The 14,345-nt window shown below is 59.2% G+C and carries 12 protein-coding genes; 8 read left to right on the top strand and 4 right to left on the bottom strand.

All coding sequences use genetic code 11. From position 1 onward, the window contains the following. Window positions 1–11: 11 nt before the first annotated feature. Window positions 12–1,142, top strand: a complete 1,131-nt coding sequence (locus ACMG4N_RS14535; protein WP_297768273.1) for a sensor domain-containing diguanylate cyclase — start codon at window positions 12–14, stop codon at window positions 1,140–1,142. Next, the gene (locus tag ACMG4N_RS14530; protein WP_297768276.1) at window positions 1,139–2,242 is read left to right on the top strand and encodes a GGDEF domain-containing protein; all 1,104 of its coding nucleotides are present in this window, start codon (window positions 1,139–1,141) and stop codon (window positions 2,240–2,242) included. Before ACMG4N_RS14535 ends, ACMG4N_RS14530 begins: the two co-directional genes overlap by 4 nt. Before the next feature lie 156 nt (window positions 2,243–2,398). On the opposite strand, the gene ACMG4N_RS14525 is transcribed toward ACMG4N_RS14530, so the two are convergent. The 3 genes from ACMG4N_RS14525 to ACMG4N_RS14515 form a co-directional block, all read right to left on the bottom strand. Then, window positions 2,399–3,451: an ABC transporter ATP-binding protein gene (locus ACMG4N_RS14525; protein ID WP_414432170.1), complete on the bottom strand. Its 1,053-nt coding sequence runs from the start codon at window positions 3,449–3,451 to the stop codon at window positions 2,399–2,401. Between the two features lie 100 nt (window positions 3,452–3,551). Next, entirely contained in the window at window positions 3,552–4,460 is a 909-nt protein-coding gene (gene argF, locus ACMG4N_RS14520; RefSeq protein ID WP_297768283.1) for an ornithine carbamoyltransferase, read from the bottom strand. Next, on the bottom strand, window positions 4,457–5,638 hold the full coding sequence (locus ACMG4N_RS14515) for an aspartate aminotransferase family protein (RefSeq protein ID WP_414432168.1): 1,182 nt from the start codon (window positions 5,636–5,638) through the stop codon (window positions 4,457–4,459). Before ACMG4N_RS14515 ends, argF begins: the two co-directional genes overlap by 4 nt. A gap of 226 nt (window positions 5,639–5,864) precedes the next feature. Between ACMG4N_RS14515 and ACMG4N_RS14510 the strand changes: the two genes are divergently transcribed. From ACMG4N_RS14510 to ACMG4N_RS14490, 5 genes are all read left to right on the top strand, one after another. Next, window positions 5,865–7,415 carry a hydantoinase B/oxoprolinase family protein gene (locus ACMG4N_RS14510; RefSeq protein ID WP_297768289.1) on the top strand — a complete coding sequence of 517 codons (1,551 nt, stop codon included), beginning with the start codon at window positions 5,865–5,867 and terminating at the stop codon, window positions 7,413–7,415. Window positions 7,416–7,511: 96 nt separating this feature from the next. Further along, complete coding sequence (locus ACMG4N_RS14505) at window positions 7,512–9,728, top strand: TonB-dependent receptor family protein (RefSeq protein ID WP_414432166.1); 2,217 nt, start codon at window positions 7,512–7,514, stop codon at window positions 9,726–9,728. 168 nt (window positions 9,729–9,896) lie between these two features. Beyond that, entirely contained in the window at window positions 9,897–10,235 is a 339-nt protein-coding gene (grxD, locus tag ACMG4N_RS14500) for a Grx4 family monothiol glutaredoxin (RefSeq protein WP_035248920.1), read from the top strand. A gap of 171 nt (window positions 10,236–10,406) precedes the next feature. Next, the gene (locus ACMG4N_RS14495; RefSeq protein ID WP_414432164.1) at window positions 10,407–11,129 is read left to right on the top strand and encodes a PepSY-associated TM helix domain-containing protein; all 723 of its coding nucleotides are present in this window, start codon (window positions 10,407–10,409) and stop codon (window positions 11,127–11,129) included. 186 nt (window positions 11,130–11,315) lie between these two features. Beyond that, window positions 11,316–11,918 carry a peroxiredoxin gene (locus ACMG4N_RS14490; RefSeq protein ID WP_297768304.1) on the top strand — a complete coding sequence of 201 codons (603 nt, stop codon included), beginning with the start codon at window positions 11,316–11,318 and terminating at the stop codon, window positions 11,916–11,918. A gap of 246 nt (window positions 11,919–12,164) precedes the next feature. Here the strand turns inward: ACMG4N_RS14490 and rnt are convergent, their stop codons facing one another. Further along, on the bottom strand, window positions 12,165–12,833 hold the full coding sequence (gene rnt, locus ACMG4N_RS14485; RefSeq protein WP_297768307.1) for a ribonuclease T: 669 nt from the start codon (window positions 12,831–12,833) through the stop codon (window positions 12,165–12,167). 201 nt (window positions 12,834–13,034) lie between these two features. On the opposite strand from rnt, the gene ACMG4N_RS14480 reads away from it, so the two are divergent. Then, window positions 13,035–14,258 (top strand): argininosuccinate synthase, encoded by a 1,224-nt coding sequence (locus ACMG4N_RS14480; protein WP_414432162.1) that lies wholly within the window; start codon window positions 13,035–13,037, stop codon window positions 14,256–14,258. The last annotated feature ends 87 nt before the right edge of the window (window positions 14,259–14,345 follow it).

The raw sequence follows: 14,345 nt of genomic DNA, 5'->3' as shown, positions 1-14,345 counted from the left end.
TGATAGTGGGGATGGTCGCACCGGATCGGGAATCCGGCATGGATCAATCGTTAACGCTTAACCCTGCAGCCTTGCAGTCCCAGCGACTGCGCCGGGTACTGTTCGCCATACTGGCCGGTGGCAGTGCCCACACCCTGTTGTGCTGGATCTCCCTGCAGCTGGACTTCTTCCGTGGCGGCTCCTCCCTGTTTTATGCCTTGTTCGGTGCCATCTGGGTGGGGCATCTGGGCTTCATCCTGTTTATGTTGCTGGGGCTCAATCGTCGTCTTTCCGAACCGTCCATGATCATGCCGCTAATGGTCTGGTCCACCACGGGTATCCTGTTGACGGCCCTGGTGGTGGACCAGGTGCGCCTGTGCGTGATGATGATTTTCTTTGCCATTGTCCAGATGGGGGTGTTGCAGGCGTCATTCCGGCAATTTGCCAGGCTGGCCGCCTACTGCGTATTTGGTTATGCGGTGATTCTCGGTGTCGTCTCCGGGTACTGGCCGGAGGTGGTGGACCTGCGCGGTGAATGGATTCAGTGGGGCCTGTTTTCGGCCATGGTACTGGCGGTGATTCTGCTGGCATCGGAAATCTCCACCATTCGCTCCCAGTTGAGCCGACGCAACCTGCAACTGGCCGACATTGTCGAGCGTATCCACGACATGGCGGTGAAGGACGAGATGACCGGATTTTATCGGCGCCGCCACGCCATGGAGCTGTTGGGCAAAGCCTGTGGGCAAGCAGCCCGGGGCGCCTACCAACTGGGCGTGGTGTACCTGGACCTGGATCACTTCAAGCGCATCAACGACCAGTATGGCCATCGGGTGGGGGATCTGGTGCTGGAGCGGTTTGCCGAGGTGTCACGCCGTCATTTGAGTGGCCAGGATTTTGCTGCTCGTCTGGGCGGTGAAGAATTCATGCTGGTCTTGCCGGTCAGTGATCCGGAAGAGGCCAGCAATCTGGCGGAGGGGATCCTGCTGGGCATGCGCAGCCAGCGTTTCAAGGAAGCGCCGGGGCTCAGCGTCACGGTGTCGGCGGGCCTGGCCATGTACCATCGCGAGGAAACACCGGAGCAAGTGGTTCTGCGTGCGGATCGGGCTCTCTATCAGGCCAAGGAATCCGGTCGCGACAAACTGGTGGTGGAGCAGGGCGCATGAATCAGGATTTGCGGCAGGCGGAAAAGCTGACCCTCAGCGAAAAGCGGCTGTTAAAACGACACAGTCGTTCGGCCATGGCGATCATGGCCATGCATACCTTGCTGTGTGTGGTGTATTTCCAGTTCGGTTATTTTGCGGTGGAACTGGAGCAGGGATTGCTGATGCTGTTTGTGGTCTGGGCATCGCTGTTTGCCTACCAGTTACTGCTTGCCACGGGTTGGACTCTGCGCCTCAGTGAGCCCAGTCTGTCGCTGCCCATGGTGCTGCATTTCATGGTCGTCTTCATGGTCTCCGGCTACTACGTGGACGAGTTTCGTCTCAGTGTCGTTACCCTGTTCTTCGCCGGTTTGTTGCTGGCGTCGTTCCGGCTTTCCGGCAAGGTGATGATCGGAGTGGCGATGCTGGCCAGCGTCGCCTACGCGATGATGTTGTGGCTGGCCATGAATGACCGCTGGGTGGAGCTGAGCTTTTCCGTGGAGGCCTTGCAGTGGCTGGTGTTCTCCATGATTTCGGTAAGCTTTGCGATCACCGGTGGTGGCATCAATCGTCTGCGCGATGCGCTGGCCGACAAGAATCATCAACTGGCCCGTGCGGTGGAGCAGGTCCGCGAAATGGCGATCCGTGATGACCTGACCGGCTTGTTCAATCGTCGCCACCTGCTGGAAATACTGGAGCGCCAGCGGGCACTGTTCAGCCGCAAGGGCCTGCCCTTTGCCATCTGCTATGTGGATCTGGATCACTTCAAGCAGATCAATGACCGCCATGGCCATGATTGGGGCGACCGGGTATTGCGTCGCTTTTCTGCGCTGGCGCTGGCGGGCATGCGTGACGGGGATTTCTTCGGCCGTCTCGGCGGCGAGGAATTTCTGCTGATCCTGCCGCAAAGCAATGAACAGGGCGCCTTGCGGGTCGCCGAGCGGCTGCGTGAGCGTTGGCGCGAAGAAAGCTTCGGCCAGGAAGGCGGCCCCAACGTCGTGAGTCTCTCCGTCGGCGTTGCCGCCTGCCAGGAAGACGAAACCGTGGACGAATTACTCAATCGGGCGGATCAGGGACTGTACAGGGCCAAGTCCGGGGGGCGGAATCAGAGCCGAGTGGCGTGAAAAAAGCAGTTAATAGTTAATAATGAATAATTAATAGTTATGCGGAAAAAAGTTGGTGCTTTCGAACGGTAAGAGGCCGCGTCCAGAGCTTGGGCGCGGCCTCTTGGTATGTGCAGACAACGATTAGTCTGATCGCGAGTTATTAACTATTCATTATTAATTATTAATTGAAAAAGCGACAAGGTGCTTGGTCGCCAACCGCACATGCAGCGCGTCGCCTTCCACCACATTAGTGTGGCTGTCGGTCTGGCAGAGCAGGGTTTCTGCGGCGCCGACGCGCAGGTGGTAGAGGATGGTGGCGCCGGTGAACTGGCGGCGGGTGACAGGTAGCGCCAGTTGCGCGCTTTCGTCGGCGATCACATCTTCCGGTCGTAACAGTACGTCGACGTTGCCCCCGGGGGTCAGGGTCGTCTTGCTGCGTCCGGTGAGCTCTCCCAGGCTGGTCCTGACCGTGTTTTCATCCACTACCTCACCACGCAGAAAAGAACCATAGCCGGCGAACTCCGCCACGAAGCGGTTGGCCGGGGCGTGGTAAATGTTGTACGGCGTGTCCCATTGTTCCAGCTGACCCTGGTGCATTACGCCCACTCGGTCGGCCAAGGCAAAGGCTTCTTCCTGATCGTGGGTGACCAGCAGGGCGGTGACGTTCTCCTGGCGGAGAATGTCGCCCAGCTCGCGGGCCAGTGCCCGGCGCAGGTCCAGGTCGAGGCTGGCAAAGGGTTCATCCAGCAACAGCAGGGCCGGGCGAGGTGCCAGTGCCCGTGCCAGTGCAACCCGCTGTTGTTGGCCGCCGGACAGTTCATGAGGGTAACGGTCTTCCATCCCAGATAGGCGCACCCGCTCCAGGCATTCGCTGACCCGCAGGCGCTGTTGCTCACGGGGTTGTTTGCGCAGCCCGAAGGCCACGTTGTCGGCCACGGTCAGGTGAGGGAAAAGAGCGTGTTCTTGGAACACCATCCCCAGTCCGCGTTTTTCCGGGGGGAGCTGGCGACTACGGCTGGACACCTGGCGTCCCTGGATATGAATGCTGCCACCGGTGACCGGTTCCAGCCCGGCAATGGCGCGCAGGGTGGTGGTTTTGCCACAGCCGCTGGGCCCAAGCAGGCAGGCAATTTCACCGGCTGCCAGTTCCAGGCTCAGATCTTTTACCACGGCCTGCTGGTGGTAGCCGCAGGCCAGGTTGTCGAGGGTAAGCAGCGGCGGGTTCATAGCGTTGGCGCCTCTCGGGATGTTGGAGCCTGGCCTCGCGGGGCAAAAGCCGTAAAGCCTTTGCCTTGCAGGCAAGGCTCCAACAGTTTTCGGGGGAGTGTCAGTGCTGACCTGTCAGCAGGAACTCCAGCAGGGCCTTCTGGGCATGCAGGCGGTTTTCCGCTTCATCCCACACCACTGAGCGCGGGTCGTCCATCATCTCGTGGCTGACTTCCTCGCCGCGGTGGGCAGGCAGGCAGTGCATGAAGAGGGCGTCCGGATCGGCCCGGTCCATCAGTTCCGGGGTGACCTGGTAGCCTTCAAACGCATTGAGACGGGTCTGCTGTTCGTCTTCCTGGCCCATGGATGCCCACACGTCAGTGACCACCAGATGCGCCCCTTTTACCGCTTCGGTGACGTCTGCTTCGAGACTAACCCGTTCCGGGTAACGGTTGAGCAGTTCACCGTCCGGTTCAAAGCTGGTGGGGCTGCTGATCACCAGCTCGAAGTCAAACTGGTTGGCGGCGTTGATATAGCTGGCACACATGTTGTTGCCGTCGCCGACCCAGACCACTTTCTTGCCCTGAATGCTGCCGCGATGCTCCACAAAGGTCTGCATGTCGGCCAGCAACTGGCAGGGGTGAAAATCGTCGGTGAGCGCATTGATCACCGGCACCGCCGAATGCGCGGCAAAGGTTTCCACGGTGGCGTGGTCGAAGGTGCGGATCATGACCGCGTCCACCATGCGTGACAGCACGCGGGCGGAGTCTTCGATGGGCTCACCACGACCGAGCTGGGTGTCCCGTGGCGACAGGAAGATGCTGGAGCCGCCGAAGTGGGTCATCGCCACTTCAAAGGACACCCGGGTGCGGGTGGAGGATTTCTCGAAGATCATGCCCAGGGTCTTGCCCTGCAGTGGCGTATGGCTCTGGCCATTGCGCAGCATGGTTTTCAGTTCAATGGCGCGCTGGATCAGGTAGCCCAGCTCGTCCCGGCTCAGATCGGTGAGCGTCAGGAAGTGGCGGGTCATGCGACCTCCTGTTCGTTGGCGAAGTCATGAATGATCTGGGAGAGGGTATCTACCAGGTGTTGCATTTCTGTCTGGCTGATCACCAGTGGCGGCAGCAGCCGCACTACAGAACCTGCAGTGACGTTGATCAGTAGCCCGGCTTCCCGAGCCCGGTTGACCAGCTCGGCGCAAGGGCGATCCAATTGGATTCCCATCATCAGTCCACGCTGACGGATTTCGGTAATCATAGGCAGATCGGCAAAAGACCGGGTGAAGGCCTCTTTGAGCCAGGCACCCTTGCCGGCCACGCCATCCACCACGTCGTCGGTGAGGGTGTTGACCACGGTCAGGGCGGTGGCGCAGCCCAGCGGGTTGCCGCCGTAGGTGCTGCCGTGGTTGCCTGGGCCGAACACGCCGTCGGCCTTGCCGGCCACCAGGCAGGCGCCGATAGGGAAACCATTGCCCAGGCCCTTGGCGGTGGTCAGCACGTCCGGGGTGACCTTGTCGCCCAGGCAGGCGAAGTAATCGCCGGTCCGGCCATTGCCGGACTGGATCTCGTCCAGCATCAGCAGCCAGTCCTGTTCATCGCACAGGGCTCGCAGGCCGGGCAGATAATCGCTGGCAGGGATATTGATGCCGCCTTCGCCCTGTATCGGCTCGACCAATACGGCGACAACATCCGGGTTGTCGGCCAGGGCGCGCACCGCGTCCAGATCGTTAAAGGGCACCCGCACAAAGCCGTCGAGCAACGGGGCAAAGCCTTCCTGCACCTTGGCATTGGCGGTGGCGGACAGGGTGGCCATGGTGCGGCCATGGAAACTGCCTTCCATTACCACCACGGTGGGCCGGCTGACACCCTTGCGCTGGCCGAACAGGCGAGCAATCTTGATCGCGGCCTCATTGGCTTCAGCGCCGGAGTTGGAGAAGAACGCACTCTGCATGCCGCTCAGTTCGCACAGTCGCTCTGCCAGCGCTTCCTGGGTTGGAATCCGGTAGAGGTTGGAGGTATGCATGAGCTGCCCGGCCTGATCGGTCAGAGTGCGGGTCACCGCTGGATGGCAGTGCCCCAGGTTGCAGACCCCGATACCTGAGATGGCATCCATATATTTGTGGCCGGCTTCATCAAAGAGCCATACCCCTTCACCGCGCACAAACGCCAGTGGCTGCCGTGCGTAGGTGGGAATCAGATATTGCGACATAACAGGCAATTAATAATTGGTAATAGAGAATTGATAACGGGCACCGGACCGTTGATCACAGCACCGTCTGTACGCGTCCCAAATAAAAAACGGCAGCCCAAGGCTGCCGGAACCGCTGATAATAGCGCACAATTCAGTGAATAGTTAACAGTGAATGGTGAACAGCGGTAGGCTGTTGTTCTGTTTTTAGTTATTCACTATTCACTATTAACTGTTAATTGCCTCTATGAATCCTGTCCAGCTGAGTATTTTTGCCAATCGCCTGTCAGGGGTCTGTGATGAGATGGGCGCAGTGCTGAGACTCAGTGCCCTGTCTCCCAATATCAAGGATCGCCTGGATTTCTCCTGCGCCATTTTCGATGCACAGGGCCGGCTGTGTGCCCAGGCGGCCCATATACCGGTGCATCTGGGGTCCATGGCCTACGCCATGGCGGATTTGGTCAGCGATCGGGATTGGCAGCCGGGTGACCTGCTGGTGGTCAATGATCCGTATCTGGGGGGCACTCACTTGCCGGATGTCACCGTGGTGGCCCCGGTGTTCGGGGCTGCCAGCCTGATCGGCTTTGCCGTGACCCGGGCCCACCACGCCAATATTGGCGCCCACAGCCCAGGCTCCATGCCGGTGTCCACCTGCCTGGACCAGGAAGGGATCGTTATTGCTCCCAGTTGGTTGAAACGGGCGGGCCAGTGGCAGGTGCCCTTGTGCCGGGAGTTGGCCGGGCTGGAGGAGAGCGGGGCTCTGCCGGTGGAGAGTCGCCGCTTCGCCGACTTTGTCGCCCAGGCCAGTGCCTGTGAGGCTGGTGCCCGGCGCCTGACGGAGTTGGCCGGCCAGCAAGCGGATCTGGTCGCCGCCTTTGATGCGCTCAACCGCTATGGCGAAAAGCGCGCCCGGGCCCGTATCGCGGCGTTACCGGATGGCTGTTTCCGGTTCCAGGATTACATGGACGACGATGGTCAGGGCCAGCAGGACATCGTCATTGCCGTCACCCTGACCATCGCCGGGGAGCAGGCAAGTCTGGATTTCTCCGGTACCGCTGACCAGGTGGCAGGCAACATCAACTGCCCGCTGTCGGTGGCGGCAGCCGCGGCCTATTACTGCTTTCGTTGCCTGATGGACGATGATGTGCCGGCGTGCGATGGCTTGTTCCGGCCCATCAGCCTGTCCGCCCCGCAAGGTTCTTTGTTGAATGCCAATCGTCCGGCGGCAGTGGCTGCGGGCAATGTGGAAACCAGCTCGCGGGTGGTGGATGTGGTGCTGGGGGCGCTGGCCCAGGCGGCACCCCAGGCGATCCCCGCCGCCAGCCAGGGCACCATGAACAATGTCGCCATGGGCGCGGCGGGTGACGATGGCTGGGACTATTACGAAACCATGGCTGGCGGCACGGGTGCCCATGCACGCGGAGCGGGGCTATCGGCGGTGCACAGTCATATGACCAATACCCTCAATACTCCCATCGAAAGCCTGGAATCCCATTATCCACTGCGGGTACACCGTTACCAGGTGCGTCGGGGCAGCGGCGGCCACGGCCAGTTTGTGGGCGGTGATGGCCTGGTGCGTGAGCTGGAGTTTCTGGGTGATGCCCAGGTGACTCTGCTCACCGAACGTCGTCGTCATGCTCCCTGGGGGCTGGCTGGCGGAGAGAGCGGTGCGGTGGGGGAAAATCGCCACAATGGCAAGTTAATGCCGCCGAAAATCAGCTTTACTGCTCGCGCCGGTGATCGTTTGCTGGTGGGGTCACCCGGTGGGGGCGGTTATTGCGATACGAAATGTAAATGAGAATGATAGTGGATTGCCATTGATTCTTTTTCATTGTATCTTCCCTGCGCTTACCATCTTTACAATTTTTGCAATTGCGTTGGGAAGGACAAAATCATGCATTTACAGCGTCGCTTGCTTTGCTGTGCCATCGCCTCCGCCGTGGCCTCCGCGGCTGCTCCGGCTTTTGCCGACCAGGCCAATGAGCTGAAACCGGTACAGATCCTCGGGGATCGTCAGGACACCTTCAGTGTCAGTGGCTCAGCCCACGTGATCTCTAACGAAGATCTTGAAGAAAAAGAATATACCGACGTGCACCGTATGCTGCGGGATGTGCCCGGTGTGTACTTCCAGGAAGAGGAAGGCTACGGCCTGCGCCCGAACATCGGTATCCGTGGTTCCGGTCGTGACCGCTCCAACAAGATCTCTCTGATGGAGGACAGCGTACTCATTGCTCCGGCTCCTTATGCTGCTCCGTCTGCCTATTACTTCCCCAGTGCCGGTCGTTTCTACGGTATTGAAGTGCTTAAAGGCCCGGATACCCTGCGCTACGGCCCCTTCACCGTGGGCGGTGCCATTAACTTGCTGTCCACCCCGATTCCTGATCGTGCTTCCGGCATGGTGAATGTGGAAGGTGGTGAAGACGGTGCCCAGCGTGCTCACGCCTACTATGGCGCTACCGAAGGCCAGCTGGGCTTTCTGCTGGAAGCTCACCAGCAGCGCACCCAGGGCTTCAAGGACATCGATCGCTCCAACCGCGATGCGGGTTTCGACAAGCGTGACTACGTCGCCAAGCTGCGCTGGCAGGCGCCGGAAACCGCTGATATCCAGCAGGCGTTTGAACTGAAGCTAGAGCATTCCAGTGAAGTCTCAGACGAAACTTACCTGGGGCTGACCGACCGTGATTTCGCGCGGGATGCCAATCGCCGTTATGGACTGACTGATATCGATCAGATGGATAATGATCGTGATGCAGTTTCCCTGCGCCACACTCTGGCAATTGATGAAAATACCACTTTGAATACCGTGGCTTATCGGAACGAGTTCCAGCGCAACTGGTTCAAGCTGGATAAGATTGGCGGCGTCGGCATTGGCAGTTATGTGAATACAGCGAACACTTCTGGCGGCGTCAATCAGTCTGTGTTGCGTGGTGATACAGATGCCACCGGGTTGGAGTTCAAGAACAACAATCGTGAGTACACGTCTCAAGGTGTTCAGTCGGAGCTGGGCTACGCTTTCTCGACGGGTGATATCAGGCATGACTTGGTTGTGGGCGCCCGTTACCACGAAGATGAAGTGGATCGTTTCCAGCCGGTAGATGTTTATGACCAGATCAATGGAAGCCTGGTTTATCAAAGCACTACGGCCGCCACTGGAAGCAATAACCGGGTAGAAAATGCCGATGCTATTTCCGCCTGGATTGTGGATCACGCCTATATTGGCGATGTGATTGTTACTGGCTCCCTGCGCTACGAGAACGTGGAAACCGATGCCAAGCGCTGGCTTGATGCTGCTCGTAATAATGAAGATGTGAATTGGAGAAAAAGCAATCGTAACGAAGAGCTGATGGCGGGTCTGGGTGCTACCTGGTTGCTGGATGATAATTGGTCCTTGCTGGCCGGTGTTCATCAGGGCTTCGCGCCTGCCGGTGCTTCTGAGTCTCGTGGCACTGAAGCGGAGAAAAGCCTTAACTACGAGGCCGGCTTCCGCTATTGGCAGGAGAGCTTCAGTGCAGATGTGATTGCGTTCTACAGTGACTATGAAAACACCCTGCAGAATTGCTCCGTCGCCAATAGCTGCACACTGGCCGACAGCTCGATTAAAACCTCAGGCTCTGTGAGCCTGGGTGAGAGTGAAATTCAAGGTCTGGAAGTTGGTATCAACAGTGTTGTTTGGGAAGGCGATAGTGGTCTTCGTGCCCCGGTACGTCTTGCCTATACCTACACCGATGGTGAAATCACCAAAGCCTCCGAGGGTGCAGACAGCAGCGTAGAGCGTGGCGATGTACTGCCATATCTGCCCAAGCATCTGGCCAGCCTGACCTTCGGCCTGGAAAAGCCGGCGGCCTGGTCGGCGCTGATGTCCGTCAGCCACACCGAAGGTATGTGCATCGACAATAGCTGTGATCGCCCTGGTCAGGTAACTACGTTCAAGCGCACCAGCGATTATGTGATCGCGGATGTAGTGGCCACTTACCACGTGAACAGCGATATGGAAGTGTATGCCAAGGTGGATAACGTGTTTGACGATCAGGAAATCGTCTCCCGCGATCCCGCTGGCGCCCGTCCCAACAAGCCGCGTACCGGCTACCTGGGCATGAAAGTGCGCTTCTGAGGCATTAATCTGTCGCAGCAAGAGGAAAAGGGGGCTTCGGCCCCCTTTTCTGTTGTGGAATACCCTTGAAGCCGCATTGTTCCGGCCCCATCTGGGAGGGGCAGGGCCATCAGTGGTAGAATAGTGGCCAACCACAGCCAATACACCCCAAACCGCCAGGTAGTCAGTATGGATGTTATCCAGGTCATCAAAGACCAGATCGAAAAGAACCCGGTGATCCTCTACATGAAGGGCACCCCGCAGTTCCCCCAGTGCGGTTTCTCCGCTCAGGTGGTGGAAGCCATGACCGCTGTTGGCAAGCCGTTTGCCTATGTGAACATCCTGGAGGCGCCGGAAATCCGTCAGAGCCTGAAGGAATACGCCAACTGGCCGACCTATCCGCAGCTGTGGGTGGGCGGTGAGCTGGTCGGCGGCTGCGATATCATTATGGACATGTACCGTTCCGGTCAGCTCAAGGAGCTGGTTGAAGATGCCGCAGTGGATGCCGATGCGGGCGATAACGCCTGATAGCATCGTCCTCCCGCGTACAAAAGACCCGGCCTCGCGCCGGGTTTTTTTGTGTCCGCCGTTTGTGAGCTCTTGACGGTTTTGTTCAGCGGTCTGGTTGTCCTGGTGTTGGCACGGGTGTTGTGGCGCCTACAATCGAAGCGGATTGTTACCGCTTATTGAGGAAGCCCGGTGAAACAACGCAAACCCACAAGCCAGTGGCGTCGCTGGCATCGCTGGCTGGGCCTGCTGGTCGCCTTGCCGGTGCTGGTACTGTCGGTCACCGGGGTGCTGCTGAATCACATTGAGTTCCTGGACTGTGCCGATGACCCCTTGCCGCCCTGGTTGGCGCGTAGCTATGGCGTGTCGCCAACGGAACAGATTCACGGCAGTCAGGTTGACGGGCACTGGTATGCCCAGGCGGGTGAGCGTCTGTTTATGGATGGCAGTGCCGTGGCGTCTTGTTCGGCGCCGTTTCAGGGGGCGGTAGCGGCGCAAGGTCTGACCGTGGCGGGTTGTGGCGGCGATCTTCTGTTGTTGCAGGGCGACCAACAGGTGGAACGGCTGCGGCCGGGCCAGGGCGTCCCTGTATTTACTCGCCTTGGAGTGACCGGGGGAGCGTTGGTCCTGGAGACAGAAAGCCGGCTGCTACGGTTCGATCTGGAACATCTGAACCGCGTGGTGCTGGCAGTGCCTGACTGGCAGCCTGCTTTGATTGAGCCGTTGCCGGCGGTGCTGCAACCCGGTTTGCAGGCTGCCAGTGTGCCGGCGTCGCTGAACTGGCAACGGCTGTTGCAGGATCTCCATGCCGGCCGTGTATTCGGTTGGGCAGGGCAATGGGTGATGGATCTGGCAGCCTTGTTGCTGGTGGTACTGGCGCTGACCGGGGTGGTTATCTGGTCGCGCAGCCGGTGATTATTTGAGCAGGTATGGTCGATTCCGGCCTCAAAAGCCACCGGGCCATTGAAAGCATGGCCATAATCCCCATGATAGTGCCATGCAGCGCGGCGACAGCCGTTGTATTATCGCTGCTCAGATTCAATGTTGGTTCCGGCATTCTGAATTGCCGGATAGTCAATCAAGTCACAATGGAGAGAAACAATGGGCGTTCTGGTAGGTAAACCGGCACCTGATTTCACGGTTCCCGCAGTACTGGGCGATGGCAGCATCGTTGATGAATTCACCCTGTCCGAAGCCATCAAGGGCAAGTACGGTCTGGTGTTCTTCTACCCGCTGGACTTCACCTTTGTGTGCCCTTCCGAGCTGATCGCTCTGGATCACCGCATGGACGCGTTCAAAGAGCGCAACGTGGAAGTGATCGGTGTGTCCATCGACAGCCACTTCACCCACAACGCATGGCGTAACACCCCGGTCAACGACGGCGGTATCGGTCCGGTGAAATACACCCTGGCCGCCGACATGAACCACGGCATTGCCCAGTCCTACGACGTTGAGTCCGAAGGTGGCATGGCATTCCGCGGTGTGTTCCTGATCGACCAGAACGGCGTGGTGCGCAGCCAGATCGTTAACGATCTGCCCCTGGGCCGTAACATGGACGAGCTGATTCGTCTGGTCGACGCCCTGCAGTTCCACGAAGAGCACGGCGAAGTGTGCCCGGCGGGTTGGCAGAAAGGCGACTCCGGCATGAACGCCTCTCCGGATGGCGTGGCCGAGTACCTGTCTGGTAACGCCGACAAGCTGTAATAAAAAAGCAGCACAAAAAAAGGGCGGCCATTGGGTCGCCCTTTTTTTTGTGGTCGCAAACTTTTGCGGCTTTCTAAACGTGGGGTGCACTGAGCCTCGGGCGAACTGCACCGATCCGGCGTTTGATGGTGCAGTTCGCCCGAGGCTCAGTGCACCCTACGCAATCAAAGGTGGCGTTCCGGGATTCAGAGGTGAGGCCCAGTCTTTTCTCGGTGTCCTTAGTGCCCTCTGTGGTAAAGGCGCAGTTCAATCCAGCTGCTTTGCCAGCGTCGGTGGCATGTCCCGCGCCGGTGGTGGTGGCCAGCCGCCCAGGTCCTTGAAGCGGTTTACCATGGAGCAGAACAGCTCGGCGGTTCGGGTGGCATCGTAGAGCGCCGAATGTGCCTCGCGCTGGTTGAAGCGGATGCCGGCGGCTTCACAAGCCTTGGCCAGTACCGTCTGGCCATACACCAGCCCTGCCAGGGCGGCGGTGTCAAAGCTGGAGAACGGGTGGAAGGGGTTGCGCTTGATATCCGCGCGTTCCGATGCCGAATTCAAAAAGCCCTGATCAAAGAAGCTGTTATGGCCCACCAGTACGGCGCGGGTGCAGCCATGGTGTTTGATGGCCTTGCGGACCGGCTCAAACACGCCTTTCAGGGCGGTTTCCTCGGGCACGGCCCCGCGCAGGGGGTTGTCCGGGTCAATGCCGGTAAAATCCAGCGCAGCCTGCTCGATGTTGGCACCCGGGAAGGGGTCCACATGAAACTGGATGCGGGTGGACGGACGCAGGTAGCCCTGGGCATCCATATCAATCAGGACGGCGGCAATTTCCAGCAGCGCGTCGGTCTGGGCATTAAAGCCCCCGGTTTCCACATCTATCACTACTGGCAAAAAGCCCCGAAACCGCAGCGCCAGGCTGGGGTGCTGATCATTCATGATCACTCCATCAGACACACAAATCCCGTCTGACTGCGCTGGGCAGCCGCGAGAGGGGGCTATGCTACCGGAAAGCCCGCAGGGGCAACAGGCGCGAAAGCGGATCGGAGATGACGCCAGCCGGGCAGGGCGGGTACAATACGCGGCCTCGATTCACCGGGGGGCGCCTGATCCGGGGCCTCTCACATGCGGAGTCTTTCAATGTCCAAGATCAACAAGGTGGTACTGGCCTATTCCGGCGGCCTGGATACCTCGGTTATCGTCAAATGGCTGCAGGATACCTATGACTGTGAGGTGGTGACCTTTACCGCCGATATCGGTCAGGGCGAAGAAGTGGAGCCGGCCCGCGCCAAGGCAGAAGCCATGGGCGTGAAGGAAATCTACATTGAAGACCTGCGCGAAGAATTCGTGCGCGACTACGTATTTCCCATGTTCCGCGCCAATACCATCTATGAAGGTGAGTATCTGTTGGGCACCTCCATTGCCCGTCCGCTGATTGCCAAGCGCCTGGTGGAGATTGCCGAAGAAACCGGTGCTGATGCCATTTCTCACGGCGCCACCGGCAAGGGCAACGATCAGGTGCGTTTCGAGCTGGGTGCCTACGCCCTGGCCCCGGGCATTCAGGTGATTGCTCCCTGGCGGGAGTGGGATCTGAACTCCCGCGAGAAACTGATGGCGTACTGTGAAGAGCGCAATATCCCGGTAGATTTCTCCAGCAAGAAGAAAAAATCCCCGTACTCCATGGATGCCAACCTGCTGCATATCTCTTATGAAGGCGGCAACCTGGAAGATCCCTGGTGGGAAGCGGAAGAAGACATGTGGCGCTGGAGCGTCAGCCCGGAAGCGGCTCCAGACCAGCCCACCTATGTCACTCTGACCTATGAGAAGGGTGATATCGTGGCCATCGACGGCGAGAGCCTGAGCCCCGCCGACGTACTGGCCAAGCTTAACAAGCTGGGTGGCGACAACGGCATCGGCCGTCTCGACATCGTCGAGAACCGCTATGTGGGCATGAAGTCCCGTGGCTGTTACGAAACCCCGGGCGGCACCATCATGATGCCGGCCCACCGCGCCATCGAGTCCCTGACGCTGGATCGTGAGTCTGCCCACCTGAAAGACTCAGTGATGCCCAAGTACGCCGAGCTGCTCTATAACGGCTACTGGTGGAGCCCGGAGCGTCTGGCCCTGCAGAAGCTGATCGATGCGACCCAGGAGCACGTTAACGGCGAAGTGCGCATGAAATTGTACAAGGGCAACGCCATTGTGGTCGGTCGTCGCTCTGACAATGACAGCCTGTTCGACGCCTCTATCGCCACGTTTGAAGACGATGCTGGCGCTTACGATCAGAAGGACGCGGAAGGCTTTATCAAGCTGAACGCCCTGCGCCTGCGAATTGCTGCCAAGAATGGCCGCAAGCTGAGCTAAAGAAGAGACGCGGCACGCTTCACGCCGTATGCAACACGAAAAACCGCCGTAGCCGAGAGGCTGCGGCGGTTTTTTTGTGCTCGGTAT

Origin of the sequence: Alcanivorax sp. IL2 (assembly GCF_047495475.1) — a bacterium.
GTDB lineage: Bacteria > Pseudomonadota > Gammaproteobacteria > Pseudomonadales > Alcanivoracaceae > Alcanivorax.
The sequence above is the reverse complement of the archived record's forward strand: the minus strand, read 5'-3'. Positions and strand labels throughout refer to the sequence as shown.

What these genes read in the sequence shown, in the direction of transcription:
- ACMG4N_RS14535 (WP_297768273.1), top strand. Translation starts at nt 12, where the DNA reads ATGGTCGCACCGGATCGGGAATCCGGCATGGATCAATCGTTAACGCTT.
- ACMG4N_RS14530 (WP_297768276.1), top strand. Translation starts at nt 1,139, where the DNA reads ATGAATCAGGATTTGCGGCAGGCGGAAAAGCTGACCCTCAGCGAAAAG.
- ACMG4N_RS14525 (WP_414432170.1), bottom strand. Translation starts at nt 3,451, where the DNA reads ATGAACCCGCCGCTGCTTACCCTCGACAACCTGGCCTGCGGCTACCAC.
- argF (WP_297768283.1), bottom strand. Translation starts at nt 4,460, where the DNA reads ATGACCCGCCACTTCCTGACGCTCACCGATCTGAGCCGGGACGAGCTG.
- ACMG4N_RS14515 (WP_414432168.1), bottom strand. Translation starts at nt 5,638, where the DNA reads ATGTCGCAATATCTGATTCCCACCTACGCACGGCAGCCACTGGCGTTT.
- ACMG4N_RS14510 (WP_297768289.1), top strand. Translation starts at nt 5,865, where the DNA reads ATGAATCCTGTCCAGCTGAGTATTTTTGCCAATCGCCTGTCAGGGGTC.
- ACMG4N_RS14505 (WP_414432166.1), top strand. Translation starts at nt 7,512, where the DNA reads ATGCATTTACAGCGTCGCTTGCTTTGCTGTGCCATCGCCTCCGCCGTG.
- grxD (WP_035248920.1), top strand. Translation starts at nt 9,897, where the DNA reads ATGGATGTTATCCAGGTCATCAAAGACCAGATCGAAAAGAACCCGGTG.
- ACMG4N_RS14490 (WP_297768304.1), top strand. Translation starts at nt 11,316, where the DNA reads ATGGGCGTTCTGGTAGGTAAACCGGCACCTGATTTCACGGTTCCCGCA.
- rnt (WP_297768307.1), bottom strand. Translation starts at nt 12,833, where the DNA reads ATGAATGATCAGCACCCCAGCCTGGCGCTGCGGTTTCGGGGCTTTTTG.
- ACMG4N_RS14480 (WP_414432162.1), top strand. Translation starts at nt 13,035, where the DNA reads ATGTCCAAGATCAACAAGGTGGTACTGGCCTATTCCGGCGGCCTGGAT.